The 14,820-nt window shown below is 31.5% G+C and carries 13 protein-coding genes and 2 pseudogenes; 2 read left to right on the top strand and 13 right to left on the bottom strand.

Annotated features, from left to right (window positions below):
- The 12 genes and pseudogenes from V5784_RS01110 to V5784_RS01055 form a co-directional block, all read right to left on the bottom strand.
- Nucleotides 1-223 (bottom strand): annotated as a pseudogene (locus V5784_RS01110) (transposase); the annotation flags it as partial.
- 192 nt (nt 224-415) lie between these two features.
- On the bottom strand, nt 416-991 hold the full coding sequence (locus V5784_RS01105; RefSeq protein WP_336887205.1) for a dihydrofolate reductase: 576 nt from the start codon (nt 989-991) through the stop codon (nt 416-418).
- An 11-nt stretch (nt 992-1,002) separates the two neighbouring features.
- Entirely contained in the window at nt 1,003-1,857 is an 855-nt protein-coding gene (gene thyA / locus V5784_RS01100) for a thymidylate synthase (protein ID WP_336887204.1), read from the bottom strand.
- A 290-nt stretch (nt 1,858-2,147) separates the two neighbouring features.
- Nucleotides 2,148-2,411, bottom strand: coding sequence for a hypothetical protein (locus tag V5784_RS01095; RefSeq protein ID WP_336887203.1), 264 nt, complete (start codon nt 2,409-2,411; stop codon nt 2,148-2,150).
- A 253-nt stretch (nt 2,412-2,664) separates the two neighbouring features.
- On the bottom strand, nt 2,665-2,802 hold the full coding sequence (locus V5784_RS01090; protein ID WP_336887202.1) for a hypothetical protein: 138 nt from the start codon (nt 2,800-2,802) through the stop codon (nt 2,665-2,667).
- Entirely contained in the window at nt 2,792-3,385 is a 594-nt protein-coding gene (locus tag V5784_RS01085; protein ID WP_336887201.1) for a pimeloyl-ACP methyl esterase BioG family protein, read from the bottom strand. Before V5784_RS01085 ends, V5784_RS01090 begins: the two co-directional genes overlap by 11 nt.
- A 172-nt stretch (nt 3,386-3,557) precedes the next feature.
- Nucleotides 3,558-4,466 (bottom strand): pyridoxal phosphate-dependent aminotransferase family protein, encoded by a 909-nt coding sequence (locus V5784_RS01080; protein WP_336887206.1) that lies wholly within the window; start codon nt 4,464-4,466, stop codon nt 3,558-3,560.
- Nucleotides 4,467-4,792: 326 nt separating this feature from the next.
- A pseudogene (bioA, locus tag V5784_RS01075) lies at nt 4,793-5,814 on the bottom strand (adenosylmethionine--8-amino-7-oxononanoate transaminase).
- Nucleotides 5,815-5,950: 136 nt separating this feature from the next.
- Nucleotides 5,951-7,876: a DNA helicase RecQ gene (recQ, locus tag V5784_RS01070; RefSeq protein ID WP_336887200.1), complete on the bottom strand. Its 1,926-nt coding sequence runs from the start codon at nt 7,874-7,876 to the stop codon at nt 5,951-5,953.
- A 134-nt stretch (nt 7,877-8,010) separates the two neighbouring features.
- Nucleotides 8,011-8,880, bottom strand: coding sequence for a mechanosensitive ion channel domain-containing protein (locus V5784_RS01065; protein ID WP_336887199.1), 870 nt, complete (start codon nt 8,878-8,880; stop codon nt 8,011-8,013).
- Nucleotides 8,880-10,784: an SUMF1/EgtB/PvdO family nonheme iron enzyme gene (locus V5784_RS01060; RefSeq protein ID WP_336887198.1), complete on the bottom strand. Its 1,905-nt coding sequence runs from the start codon at nt 10,782-10,784 to the stop codon at nt 8,880-8,882. Before V5784_RS01060 ends, V5784_RS01065 begins: the two co-directional genes overlap by 1 nt.
- Nucleotides 10,785-10,795: 11 nt before the next feature.
- Nucleotides 10,796-12,757 (bottom strand): UvrD-helicase domain-containing protein, encoded by a 1,962-nt coding sequence (locus V5784_RS01055; RefSeq protein WP_336887197.1) that lies wholly within the window; start codon nt 12,755-12,757, stop codon nt 10,796-10,798.
- 234 nt (nt 12,758-12,991) lie between these two features.
- On the opposite strand from V5784_RS01055, the gene V5784_RS01050 reads away from it, so the two are divergent.
- Nucleotides 12,992-13,549, top strand: coding sequence for a hypothetical protein (locus tag V5784_RS01050; RefSeq protein WP_336887196.1), 558 nt, complete (start codon nt 12,992-12,994; stop codon nt 13,547-13,549).
- Nucleotides 13,550-13,672: 123 nt separating this feature from the next.
- On the top strand, nt 13,673-14,521 hold the full coding sequence (locus V5784_RS01045; protein ID WP_336887195.1) for an EamA family transporter: 849 nt from the start codon (nt 13,673-13,675) through the stop codon (nt 14,519-14,521).
- Nucleotides 14,522-14,629: 108 nt separating this feature from the next.
- Here V5784_RS01045 and V5784_RS01040 read toward each other — a convergent pair.
- On the bottom strand, nt 14,630-14,820 hold a 191-nt coding region (locus tag V5784_RS01040; protein WP_336887194.1), incomplete at its 5' end, for an integrase core domain-containing protein.

Genomic DNA, 14,820 nt, shown 5'->3' with positions numbered 1-14,820 from the left:
CTTCAAAATCTTGACTTATTGAACTTTGATGTTTCCTGATGATCTGCGGTTCAAACTCATTATTTCGATCTCTAGGAACGTTAATATCAATTTCTCCAGAACTGCTTTTTAATGTCTTTTTAGAATAACCATTTCTAGAATTATCCGTGGATTTATTACGGTAATCATATTTACTATAACCAAGTTGCTCTTCCAGCTCTCCATCTAAAGCACTTTCAAGCATTTTAGCTCTTTTCGTGCAAATTCATCAGGGGATAAATCTTTTCTTCTTTTTCTCATAAAAAAACCTTCAAATTAATGTAATTGTAGTTTACACTAATTTGGAGGTTTACACAAAATATGAGACAGACTCAACTCTCTAGTTTTTTCTTTGTGAGCTTAGTGTAAAGATTTTGGTTTTAATATATATTTAAATTTATACTTTGAAATATCTAACTACTTTATAGTCTACTAAATTATTATTATCTAATCTATCCTTTCCCTGACCAATTTTAACAACTTCAAAATTGCATTTTTCTTTTAGATTACTGTGTCCCATCAACTTTATAGGGGTTTTAATATTTGGGATTCTCTCTACTTCGGTAGCATAGATATTAGAAACTAGGTCAAATAGATTTTTATCCTCTAAAAAACGAGAGTAGAGCATAGCTCCTCCAATGATTGAGATATTGGTGTTCTTGCTCTCCTCTTTGATATACCCCTCTAATTCATCTAAATTTATAAATATTAAATTTTCAAGATATTTTTCCCCTAAAATATTTTTGGCATCTTCTACGGTTTTTATCTTATTTGAAACTATCACATGTTTCCTTTTGGGTAACCCTCCAGTAGGTAAAGATTCAAAAGTTTTTCTTCCCATTATCATAGTAGTTCCAATGGTCATCTCCTTAAAAAATTGAAGATCTTCTCTGATATTAAATACCAGATCATTTGTATCACTATTTCCCACTATATTCTCCTTGTAGGAGATAGAATAGATCATATTAACCATAATTTTTCCTCCTATATAGCTATTTCAATCTTATTTGATTTAGATTTTGGTTCATATCCTATTAATTCAAAATCATCGATGGTAAAATCAAAGAAGTTTTCTATTTTATTTTTAATAATTAATTTTGGTAAGTCTGACTCTGTATCAATTTCCTCCCCAATGATAATCATTTCCTTTACATAATCTATATGTCTGTCATAGATATGATGGTTTACAGTGAGATGAACAAACTCCCCTACTTCTAATCCTGCAATATGAGCCATCATGTATACTAGAGTAGCATACTGTATCTCATTGTATCCTCCAGGTCCTGAAGCAGCTAAAAAATCTCCTGAACGTTGGTCTAAAACTGCATTAAGTTTACCACCTATCACAGCAAAAGTAATAGTATGAGCACAGGGAACCAGCCCCATATCTTTCATATCTTCGTTGTTCCAGATAGTTACTACCATCCTTCTGTCACCGGGTTTATTCTTCAAGAGATAGATAATTCTCTCCACCTGTGTCATATTCCCTTCAGGAAAATCTATCTTCTTTCCCAGCTGATATCCATAAGCTTTACCAATACTTCCATTTTCATCAGCCCAAGAATCCCATATTTTTAATGGCAAATCTTTGATATTATTAGAATTTTTCACCCATATCCATATCAATTCTTGGATAGCACCCTTCCAATATTGACGTCTTAGGGTAGTTATCGGTAAACCCTTAGAAAGATCATACCTTGTAACTGAAGCAAATTTTACTATGGTATTTGCAGTAGTTCCATCTTTCCATACTGGTCTTACTCCATCTAATCCATCGGTTGTAGCACCAGCTAATATATCCTTAGCTTCCTGTATAAATAATTTATCTGAATAATTCATCTTAACCTCCTAAAAGTTCAACATACATTCTATCATTTATCATCATATATCTCAAAATTTATCTTTGAATAATCTATGGAATAATTTCGTATCATCCCATAAAAAAATAACCTATAAGTTTTTGCTTGGTTCATCCAAACTATCCTGTAATAAAGAAAAATATCTTCCTACATGAAGACCATCCATCAACGAATGGATTCACTTCTATTGTGCTCTCCTCGGCCAGGATTCGATGTCTATATATTTTTTCATTATATTCCTCCTTAGTTTTTAAAAAATTTTCTAAAACACTATTTTTCACAGATAAAATATCCAACTTTATAGGTCAATTCTTTGGATAAGTAACTTCTTATTTTTTTTGTATTTGTATGTCCTATACCTGTTACACCTGTGTTTTTAAGGTGTTTTAATCCATCCATGGGAGTATCAAATTTTAACCTAAAACTCTCATTATATTCTCTAATCTTTTTAAAATAAGAACTTAGAAGTGTTTTTAACCCTTTCATATCCAAATATTCCAATGAGATACCAAAATGATCTGAAATCTCTATCAAATTTCCTTTTATATAGATAGAAAATATCAAAGTATCTGTAGCTTTAGATACTTTTTCAAATAATTTATCTTTATCTTCTATCCATTGAAATACCGAGCTAGATATGATTAGATCACTTTTCTTTAGATCTAATTTTTCAATATCTCCTCCTATAAACTCTACAGAAGGTAGATCTTTTATATAGGCCTTACTTTCAAGGTATTTATCATTGACTGTTAGACACTCATATTCTATATTTTTACTATATTTTTAGTCAAAACACCCGTCCCAGCACCAATCTCAAAAATAGTATTATATTTTTTTTAGGAACTAAATTTATTAATTTCTTAGCTACAATCTTTTGAATATGAGCATTTTTCTCATATCTATCAAATTTTTTATCAAAATTCATCCAATATCTCTCCCCAGCTATTCCACCTATCAAAAGGATAATGCTCCTCCTCTATAAGTTTGTATTCTGTATCTTTGTAATAATTCATCAAACTCCTAGAGGGAAAAATTCTGTCCTTAGTAGAGATCAATGAATATTTAAATAGAGATGGTATCTCCTTGTAATTTTTTCCGAATTCAGTTAAGATATTCCTGTAATTTTTTATAACTTCTTCATCTTTAACCTTTAAGATATCTAAACCTGTATTTTTCATAAATTCTAAATATGTATTTGTGTTTAAATTTTTTAGAGTTCGATCAAATATCATAGGAGATATTCCATACCTTTTATGGATTGCTTTTGTACTTCCATTTATTGCAACTACTTTATTTAAAGTTATATTTTTTTGGTTTTCTAATTGTTTTGAAGCATTATAGACCCCAAATGACCAGGCAATAACATTTATTTCCTCATATTTTTTTAATTCTTCTAAATCTACTTTTTCTTCCAAATCTATAATCTTAATTTCAAAATCATCTCGCGCTAAAAATTTAAAGATCTCCTTAGGAACTCCCCATCCATTAAAAAATAATATTAATCTCACCTATGACCTCCTAACGATCTTTGATTGAATTCAAATTTTTCATATACTGTAACCCTCTTTTTTCTTATGGGATTAATGTTTTTTTGTGTAAATTTGTGCAATCTGTGACTATTTGTTCATCCTAATTTCTAATTTATTTTTGTAATTCATGACTAAGTTTTTCTATAAACATTCATATTTGTTCCATTTTCATATCCGCTGTTAGTGTAAGCCTTATTCTAGCTGTTCCCTTTGGAACTGTAGGTTCCTTAATTGGATAGACAAGGTAACCCTCTTTTCTCAAGGTTTGGGATATATCTATACACCTTTTATTGTCGCCAATAACTATACTTATGATCTGCTCTGTGCTTATAGTTTCTATATTTTTTTCTTTTAATTTTTTATAAAATAATTCTTTCAATAAATTCAATTTTTCTCTTTTATACTCTAAAGATGGCATATCTTTAAATACATATCTATTCCAACTAGTCTGAATAGGAGATGGAGCTGTAGTATAGATAAATTTTCTTCCCCTATTTATTAGATATGACCTTGCAATATCATCTAATATCAGTATTCCACCGTTACTAGATCCACCTTTTCCTAATCCTAGCATGATAAAATCTACATCTTCAACCAAAGATCTGTTATAGGCTAATCCATAACCTAAAACACCATATGAATGTGTTTCATCTAAATAGAGCTGTGAATCATATTTATTTTTTAATAGAACTACCTTGTCTAAATCAACTATATCTCCATCCATACTATAGATACTCTCTGTTATTATGAGAGATCTCTTGGAGGTATCTCTATATTTCATTAATTTTTTCTCTAGATCTAGGTAATCTAAGTGTTTGTATCTCACTATCTTAACCCCAGAATTTATAAGCCCATCATAGATGCTAGCGTGATTATACCTATCGGTAAAGACTATATCTCCCTTAGAATAAAAAGTTTCAATGACTGTGGTATTGGCATCATATCCACTTCCAAAAATTAAAGATTTTTTTTTGAATACCTCATCAATCTCATCTTCAAAATACCTGATCTCTTTATGATTTCCACATAGAAGTCTAGATCCACAACTTCCAAATGAAATTTCGTTGTAATCTAAATTATCTATAATTTTTTTTTGAAACTTTCATCAAAATTTAAATTTAGGTAATCATTAGAAGAAAAATCCAAGGTATAGTTATCTTTAATAACTTTTAGCTCTCTATAATTAGATTTTTTTTCAGTTCCTCTAGTTCTTGAGATAACTCTTTATAAAACATCTTTCTGTTCCTGCTCAAACCAAGTTTTGAAGGTTTCAACTACATAATTTAATTCATCGGAGGAGATTATATATGGAGGCATAATATATGCAAAATCCAAAAATGTTCTATTCCATATCCCCTTGGAAAAACAATAGTCCTTAAAACCCTTTTAAATTTTGTTATCACTTACCTCTATACATCCACATCCACCAATTACTCTAACTTCCTTTATGAGAGGATGATCTATTTCTTTTAATTTTTGGAGAGTTGACTCTATCTTTTTTATCTTAGATAGATAATCTTCCCTCTCAAATATTTCGATTGATTGTAGCCCTGCTACACAAGCAAGGGGATTTCCCATAAATGTAGGTCCGTGCATAAAAGCATCTTCTGGAGAATCAGAATAAAATTTATCATATATCTCATCTGTAGCCACTGTTACAGCGTGACCTAGGTATCCACCAGTTAAAGCTTTTCCAAGGACTATAATATCTGGAACTAAATCTTCTGAAGCAACAAATAGACTTCCTGTCCGTTCAAAACCTGTAGCTACCTCATCAAATATAAATAATACATCATATCTGTCACAAAGTTTACGGGCATTTTTGAGATACTCCCTCGAGTGGATCTTAAAACCTCCTGCACCCTGTAAAATAGGTTCTACTATAAATCCTGCTATCTCAGCAGAATTTTTTTTCAGTGTATCTTCTAACTCCTCTATATTCCCAGGTTCCACATAAAAGTTTTGGGGAGTGTTATCTCCCTTGAAGGCCTTGTGATAATCTGGATCATCTCCTACTTCCATAGCTTTCCATGTATCCCCATGGTATGAATCTGTGAAAGATATAAATTTTGTCTTTCTTTTTCCTATATTACTAAAATACTGAACTGCCATCTTAAGGGCTACTTCCACTCCTACAGATCCACTGTCAGAAAAAAACAATGATTTAAGTCTCCAGGAAGAATACTTGCTATTTTTTTACTGAATTCCATAACAGGTTCATGAACCAGCCCACCTAACATGATATGGGACATCTTATCTATTTGATTCTTTATGGCATTATTTATCTCTATATTATTATATCCATGAATTGCACACCACCAAGAAGAAACAGTATCTATTAATTTTTCCCCATCTTTAGTATATAGATATACCCCCTCTCCCTGTTCTATTTGAATAGGTTTATTCATAGTTTTCATCTGTGTATACGGAAACCAAATATTTTCCAATTTACTTACCTCCATTTTATTTTATTCTACTAATTATATCATGATATCTAAAAAATTCTTTTAAGGCATAGGAAGTAAAATGAATCTTGTGTGAAGATTAAAAGAACATCTCACTTATAGCCTGGGCTAACTCCTCTACATCTACATCTAAGTTTAAACTTTCTTTCAGATGTTTTACCTTTTCAATATCCACTAGGTATTTTTTATCGGCTTTTTGAATCTCTTGGGAACCGTCACTTTTTAAATTTTCAATACCTACTTCTGTTATTAAGATATCTAAAAAACGTTGTCCATAGTTTTCAAATTTTTGGTTGCCTATCCCTTTAATCTTTAACATCTCCCATCTGTTGGTAGGTTTTTTATCTGCTAGTTCCATAAGAGTTACATCGGATAGGAGGACATATGGAGCTATTCCATCTTTTTCTGCTATCTCACGTCGAACTTCATTTAACTTTTCAAAGATAGGATTTTCATAGTAATCAAAGGATACAACTTCATTTTTCTTTCGGAGTACCTTGATATTTCCATTCAGTACATCAAATGATTTTTCATTTAGTTTAAGCACAGGATACGATCCTGCTGTTTGATCTATATATCCTTCGGAGATAAGGTAGTTGATAAATTCCTCCAATAGTCTTTTATCATAACCTTTAAAAATTCCAAAAGTTGAGATCTTATCCAGACCCTTTCTTGTGATTTTATCATTTATATTTCCTAATAGGAGTCGAATAACCATCCTGACACCCACATTTTCTTTGGATCTTCCGATACATGAGAGAACTTTTTGTGCATCTACAGTATTATTTTCTACATCCTTTATGTTGATACAATTACCGCAATTTCCACAGTAATTTTTAATCCTTCTGTCACCAAAGTACTTCAATGTATATTCTCTCAGGCAAGATTTAATCTCAGTATAGGCTACCACCTCATCTAATTTTTTTAGTTTATCCCTTTTTAACTCCGAAGATAGATCTTTATTCACGTCTATAAAAAATTCTTGTGTGCCAATATCTTCAGGGTAAAACATCAAGATACATTCAGCTTGCCCACCATCACGACCACTACGACCAGCCTCTTGATAGTAACTTTCGATATCTTTGGGTATATTCCGGTGGATAACAAATCTTACATTAGATTTATCTATCCCCATCCCAAAGGCATTGGTTGCAATCATAACTCTAATATCACCGGTTATAAATTTTTCTTGAAATTTTTTACGCTCCTCATCGGTGAGCCCTGCATGGTATTTTCCCACATTAAAATGTTTCAATCTTAAATAAGCATATAAGTTATCTACTTCTTTTCGTGTAGAAGCATAGATGATACCAGGAGCTTTCCTATGGGTGTCCAAATAATCGACTAAATATGATTCTGCATCTTCATTTTTTACAACTTTAAAAAATAAATTCTTCCGATCAAATCCTCCTACAAATGTTTTTGGGTTTTTCATTTCCAACAGATCTAGGATATCTTGCTTTACCTTTGGGGTAGCTGTAGCTGTAAATGCCGTGATCTGTATATTTTGGCCCAAATTTTCAATGAATTTAGGAATCTCTAGATAAGATTTTCTAAAATCATGTCCCCATTGAGATATACAGTGGGCTTCATCTACAGCGACCATCCCTATATGGAGACTGGTCAGCAGATTTATAAATTTAGCATTGAGGAGTCTTTCGGGAGCGATATACAGGAGTTTTAGTTTATTTTGTCGTAACTGCCGAATGATATCTACATATTCTTCCTTTGAGAGGGAACTATTTATAAAAGCTGAAGAGATATTGGACATCCTAAGAGCGTCCACTTGATCTTTCATGAGAGAGATCAAGGGGGATATAACTATGGTAAGTTTAGGAGATAGCAGTGCTGGGATCTGATAACAGATAGATTTTCCACTACCCGTTGGAATGATTCCCAAAAGATTTCTTCCATCTAAAATAGAGGAGACGATCTCCTCTTGATTGGTTCTAAATTTTTTATATCCAAAATATTGAAACAAGGCTTTCTCAGCTTTCTTTAACATAATCTACCTCTTTTCTTTTATTACTTTATTTTTTGACACTGAGACTCACCGAGGCGAGATGAGAGTTTCACAGAGTTCTTCTCCGTGTGCTCTCTTTTTTTCCCTTCGTGTAATTCGTGACTAATTTTTTTATTCTAAATTGTTACTTCCTTTTCTGTTTTATGCATGTGGACATCCATTTGTGGGAATGGGATAGTTATACCATTTTCATCAAACTTAATTTTTGCCGACTCCATGACATCGTAATAGATCTCCCAATAATCTTCAGCTTTACACCAAACTCTAAAGGTAAGGTTTACCGAACTATCATTTAACTCCCTCAATCGAATAGTCTTATCTACTCTCTGTGAAATTTTAGGATGAGATTCTGCTATCTCAGTCAATATTTTTATAGCTTTTTTAAAATCATCGTTATAAGAAATTCCAAATAAAAGATCTACCCTTCTCATCTTGTTCTTTGTATAATTTATGATTTGACGGGAAGTCGCCAGACCATTTGGAACTAGAATTCTCTTATTGTCTATTGTATTTAGTGTTGTAGCAAAAACATTTATCTCGTGGACACTCCCGCCTTGACCATCAATTTCGATATAATCACCGATCTCATAGGCTTTAAATACTATTAATATGATTCCACCAGCAAAATTTGCCAGAGTATCTTTCAAAGCTAAACCAATGCCTAAGCCTGCTCCTCCTAAAAGTCCTATAAAAGCAGTCTGTTTTACCCCCATTATTAGGAGCGCAATCATGATCGCTATAAAGTTTAAAGACAATCTAAGGATCGATCTGGAAAAAGTATGGAGCGATTTATTGGACTCTCCTGTATCTAATTGTTCATATTTCCTCATTAGAATATCTATAATCTTCCTAAAGATTAGAAATACTAGAATTGCAATAATTACTCGTATAGAAAATAAAATAATTTGTTCGATAAGCCCTGCAAACCTGTCGGTATTGGTAAGTAAGTTATATATTTTATTTAAAAATGGTATTTTTCCTGTCATTATTTCCCCTCCTTAATTGTTCTTACTACTCTAAACCCATAATATATATCCTTAGTATTAGGAGACAGTTCATCTCTAAAGGTCAACTGAGTGTCACTCATTATACTGTTAAATGACCCACCTCGGAGTATTTTTAGTGTCCCGTTTTTAGGTCCTACACTGTTTATCCTCTCTATTCCTGAATAAACACCACTATTGTCATTTATCCATTCCCAAACATTTCCGCTCAGGTCATAGATTCCCAATTCATTGGGCATTTTTGTGGCTACTTCATGGGTTTTATCCATTGAATTTTTAGAATACCAGCTTACTGCACCTATATCATTGGAGCCACTAAACAGGGTAGGTCTAAATTTCACACCTCCCTTCCCGGCAAATTCCCATTCAATTTCAGTTGGCAGTCTATATCCCATAACCACAGTTATATCCCGGGTTTTATTTCCATTGAAATCAATAAGATTTCCATCTTTATCATAGGCTGGCAACAAGTTTTCTTTTTTAGATAACCAGTTTAAAAAACCTATAGTATCATGCCAAGTTACATTAATAACAGGTCTAGTCTTACGTCCCCACCCATTATCATTTACAAGGGGCAATTTTGTATCTCTGGTATATTGATCGTAGATATCAAATGTTACTGGAGTTTTTCCAATAAAGTAGTCGTATTCAATAAAGGCGTCCTGTACAGGAGATGAAAACTTCCATAGTTTACCGATCTCATCTCCTAATATAAAGGATCCTCTTTCTACTTTAACTGCATCTATATTTTTTCTAGAAACAGTCTCAAATTCAAAGGTAAAATCATTTTTTAACTTATTTTCATCTCTTCCTACAATAGATTTTTTTAATTTTACCTTATATTTTGAATTTAATTTCAGTGGCTGATCAGGAATAAACTGCAGCGATTCAGATTTTTTCTTATAGGTAAGTCTACCTAGAATAGGTTTCCCATCCAATAAAACTTCTAAACCATTTCTATAGTCTTTGACTTCTATGTTTAGTGTAACCTCTATCTCGGTATTTAAATTTATAGTTTCTTTCATCGGATAGTGGGAAATCACATCAAATGTTGGAGGCTTTTTAGATCTATAGGTAACGTAATTAGAATACTCTTTCCCGTAGATAGCTCTGATCTTGTAAGTTCCTGGGTTTTTAGTAGTTAATGTTGCGAATTTAGATATGCTTTTCCCTTGAAAGTCTACTAAGGTGAAATCATTTATTTTACGATTAAGTCCATTTTGATCCCTTCCCTCTAGGGTAAAGGTCATTTTATCTACTCCATTGGAAAGGATCTTAACCTTGTCTGATTTTAAATTTAAAGCATTAATTTTTTCATATGCAATTATTTTTCTCCTCTCACTTTCAAATTTGCCAGATCTAGCGACAACGGTATATTCACCTATTTTTTTTGTTTTAAATAGATTAGTTGAAACTTCTTTACCATTTATATATAGAATTACGCTATCATTCCATTTATTTCCCTGATCATCTATAGTTCCTATAATTGTTTCGTCGATCCCGTCAGCCAAAATTCTTGTTTTAGAAAGGGATATTTTTAATTTTTTATTTTTTTTTATAAATTTCACTGTGGTTTCAGTTTTGAGATCTTCATAGATGAGAGTTATTTCAAAATTTTTACTTTCACTGGATCTCAGGATGAAGTTACTACTTTCAACTCCGTCAATCAACAGACTAAGTTTTTTTTTATCTATATTTCTAAGGGGTACACCATTATCATCCTCAACCTTATAGCTAATCCTTATCTCATCCTGTCCATCGGCTAAAGCTATGGTTTTACTCAATATTAACTTCATAGATTTTACTTTAAAATCATCCTGTCCATATGAAAATCCAAACAATATCAATAAGGACAATATTATCCCGATTTTTCTTATATATTTCATAGTTTTCTCCCTTATTTAATTTTTTTAAATGTATTATACAGAAGCCCTCCCTGCCCGTGGCTTCCGCTAGAATATTTAGATCCATACACATATATATCCCCATGACAAGACTTCATCAGTCTTCGGAGGATCCCCATGGTATTTATTTTTTCAATATAAAATTGATCCTCTACAGAAAACCTGTTACCCTTCCAAGTTTTAGAGAGTACCCATGAATTTTGAAGAATGTTTTTTGTATCGGGAATAAAATTTTTATTTCTTATATCCGTCCAAATTTGATATTTTGAATCCCTACTAGAGCTTATGTAGGCATAGGGTGTAGATATAGAAAGGTATTCTCCATTCAACCTTTCATCTAGCTCTATTAAACTCTCCGATGCTTTAGCCCCATCTCGTAAAAACTTTATAAATTCATAGTTGATGTCTTTGATACTTTCAAAATTATGAAGAGTTTCAATAAATTTCTTAGAGGAATCTATGAGCTCCCTACATCCTTTTATGTTCTCAATTTTTTTCTTCTCTCCTACAATGAATTCGATATATATAATTTCAAAAAAATCGTATAATTCAATATCTTTAGGGATTTTATTAAATATTTCTCTTATTTTATCATATTTTTCTATATTTTGTTGTGGGATTCGTTTTTTGATCTCCTGACTGTCTATAACAATAAATCTATACCTATCCTTGCTGCGACCCCCTATATAATTAGTTAAAAGAGCACTCCTAATGGAATCTAATCCCAAAGTAAGATTAAAAAACACCTTAATTTCGTCGAAATTTAAATTAATCTCTTTAAATTCATAAAATAATATACTGGCTATAACCAAAATATAGGCATAGGGATCATCTAAAATTCTCTCATTCCTGCCTATATTCATATATTTAAATCCCCTATCTTGGCCTATTTTTTCTAAGGCAAATTCTAATACCAGGTCATTTTGTGGAACAATTACCGAGATATCCAGAGGTGATACGGAATTATCTAGAAGTTCTAAAACTTTTTTAATAACCTTCCGATTATTTTCACTTTTATACTCATTTTCTATATCTAAATGCAGGTTTGGAAGTCCTTTTATAGTTTCGCAAGAGTAAAATTTTTCCTCTAATCGTTCTAAAAATTTATTGGTTTTTATATATTTACTGTCTAATTTTATCCTTTTATATTCTGAATCTATTATTGTTTTTTCTAAATATCCCTTGGAATAGCTATGAATTCCATAGGGTCCGTCTGTATTTAGGGTGACAATAAGACCTTTTAGGTATCCTTTTATCCTGTCTATAAAATCAACTTCTGCTATGGATCCTATCTCTCCTGAGTCAACTAAAAGATAGTGGGTATTTTTTTTAAAATCACCTAAGTAAAACTCATCTTTTAAAAGAAAATTATTGTATAGATAGATAGAGGTCCCATAATCGAAACTTCCATTTTCTAGTGTTTTTTCCATATATTTGTCGATGATTACATTCATTTGATCATATAATTGATCCCTGGAGACCTCTCCAAATGATTTTAATTTATCGCCAATCTTAGTATATACAAGATTGTTTAGGGACGCATCTAAGATATTGGAGAGGAACTTCTTTGAGATATCTTCATTGGGAATATTCAATTCTCCTAAAAATCCTTGTTTTCTATAATATTCAACTGTTTTTCCCATGAGGCACTGGGAGGCTTCAAAGGTCATAAAAGTTGGGGTTATATTAAATTTATGAATTTTTTTACTTTTTTTTAGGATTATTGGCCAGAATTTTTTTAATTCATGCTGAACAAATCCAAAATAGGAAAAGATCCTGTTTTCACTTGAATACTCTAAGGTTAAATTATCTTTAAACCTTATAGCTTCCATCCTGTTGGCAATGAGCACTAAAATTTTATTGGAATCTATACCGTCATTGATCATCTGAATATATTTTTTCTTTAGGAGACTTGTTTTTCCAGATTTAGTGTCTCCCTCTATGAGTATTTTCACGGTAACCCCCCTTGGAACATTAGTTTCAATCAAAGATCTATAAATTTGATCAGTGTTAATTAATGATTAATTTTATTTGTTTATATTTATCTTTCACCTATTATTTTACACTATATTTACTGGGATTAATACCGATATAAATATTTTTATTTTATTGTAGGATTAATTTGAGCATCACAGTATAGTGTTATGGAAGTAGTAAAAACAAACAAATTTTTTAGGAGGTTAGAAATTATGAAAAGAGTTAAAATTTTATTGGGGATCTTGTTCTTGTTATCTAGTATGTCATTTGCAACGGGATTTCAGTTTAATCTAATGGATATTCAGGTTCCGGCATCTGAAGATGTTAGTGGTTTAAGATTAAACTTACTTTATGGTAAGACGGCTAATGTAAGTGGTGTTGACTTTAACTTGATCGCCATAGGTGAATCCGATAATTTTAAAGGTTTACAATTTGGATTTATAGGAGCTAACAAGGTAAATAATTCATTTACTGGTCTTGGAATGGGTATAGTAAACATGCACAAGGGACCATCGACAGGTGTTCTTTTGGGATTAGTTAATATGAGTGAAAATGTTGAAGGTATTCAATGGGGAGCTATCAACTACTCTACTGGAAGATCTACTGTTGATATCGGTTTAGTGAATATATCTCAGGGTGCAGCTTTCCAAGTGGGATTATTTAATATGACTGATGATCTTACGGGGGTACAATTAGGTCTGATCAATATGGCTAGAACTGGATTCTTACCAATATTCCCATTCATCAATATCGATGGAAGAATATTCTAGAGTAAATTTTTTTAAAAGTGTCTCTGATCAATAGAGGCATTTTTTTATTTATTCTTTATAGCTTAAAGTTTAAATTTATGGTATAGTACGCTTAAATATATGGTTTAGGGGTGGTGGTGGAATATGAACACAGGATATCTATTTATAATATCATCAATGGTTATATGGGGGAGTGTCGGGATATTTGTACGATATATTGATCAGCCTCCAGAGGTTATCGTTTTCTTCAGAGTATTTATAGCATTTATAGTCTTGGGGATATTAAAACTTATAAAAAAGAAAGATAGTACAAGTAATAAATTATCTTTTAAAGAATATTTAATTCTTTCTATGAGTGGATTATTTATTGCTCTAAATTGGTTTTTCTTTTTTCGGGCAATCAAAGTTACAACTATTGCTTCGGCGACAATGAGTTATTATGTAGCTCCTGTTATAGTTACTCTCCTTTCTGTTTTCTTGTTAAAGGAAAGTATCGATAAAAAAACTTTAATTGCAGTTGGGTTAAGCTTTTCAGGAGTAATTTTAATGACTTTTATGGGATCTCAAAAAGGTAGTAATTTTAGTATGGTAGGTGTTGGATATGGATTGATCGCTGCATTTTTTTATGCTTTAGTGACAATCAGTGTAAAAAAATTAAAAGATGTCCCATCCTATAAGATCAGTTTGTTTCAAATGGGAATCTCCTCCTTAATTTTTTTACCTGCCATCAGATATATGAAAAAATTTAATACTATGTCTTTAATTTTAATGGTCATAGTCGGAGTTATCCACACGTGTATAGCGTTAAATCTTTATTTTGAAGGTATAAAAAGAATAAAAGTTCAGCATGTAGGCGTTTTATCCTATATAGATCCATTGGGAGCTGTTATATTAGGAGGGATATTTTTTAATGAAATGCCAGGGATCTCAACAATTATAGGTGGGGGGATGATTTTGTCAGCAACCTATATAATTTTAAAAAGAAAAATGTAATATTTATGCAGATAGTCTATAATATTTTTCAAATACGTAGTACAATATTTAAAATATAAAATTAGGAGTATATGGTGGTCGTGTTTGTCAAACAGTTTATGAAAAAACTTAAGCAATTTTTTGAGTACCAAAATATACCTTAGCAGGTGTTTCATAATTTAAAGAACTATGTCCTCTATCGTTATTATAAAAATTAATATACCTTTTTATTCCCGTGTATAATTCTCTTAAATTTTGATATTCATTAAGAAATATTTCACTGTACTTTATTGTCCTCCAAAATCTTTCTATCCATATAT

It is taken from the genome of Psychrilyobacter sp. (assembly GCF_037132775.1).
GTDB lineage: Bacteria > Fusobacteriota > Fusobacteriia > Fusobacteriales > Fusobacteriaceae > Psychrilyobacter.
This window is presented reverse-complemented; position numbering and strand designations above follow the sequence as displayed.

What these genes read in the sequence shown, in the direction of transcription:
- V5784_RS01105 (WP_336887205.1), bottom strand. Translation starts at nt 991, where the DNA reads ATGGTTAATATGATCTATTCTATCTCCTACAAGGAGAATATAGTGGGA.
- V5784_RS01090 (WP_336887202.1), bottom strand. Translation starts at nt 2,802, where the DNA reads ATGAATTTTGATAAAAAATTTGATAGATATGAGAAAAATGCTCATATT.
- V5784_RS01060 (WP_336887198.1), bottom strand. Translation starts at nt 10,784, where the DNA reads ATGAAATATATAAGAAAAATCGGGATAATATTGTCCTTATTGATATTG.
- V5784_RS01050 (WP_336887196.1), top strand. Translation starts at nt 12,992, where the DNA reads ATGAAAAGAGTTAAAATTTTATTGGGGATCTTGTTCTTGTTATCTAGT.
- thyA (WP_336887204.1), bottom strand. Translation starts at nt 1,857, where the DNA reads ATGAATTATTCAGATAAATTATTTATACAGGAAGCTAAGGATATATTA.
- V5784_RS01065 (WP_336887199.1), bottom strand. Translation starts at nt 8,880, where the DNA reads ATGACAGGAAAAATACCATTTTTAAATAAAATATATAACTTACTTACC.
- V5784_RS01045 (WP_336887195.1), top strand. Translation starts at nt 13,673, where the DNA reads ATGAACACAGGATATCTATTTATAATATCATCAATGGTTATATGGGGG.
- recQ (WP_336887200.1), bottom strand. Translation starts at nt 7,876, where the DNA reads ATGTTAAAGAAAGCTGAGAAAGCCTTGTTTCAATATTTTGGATATAAA.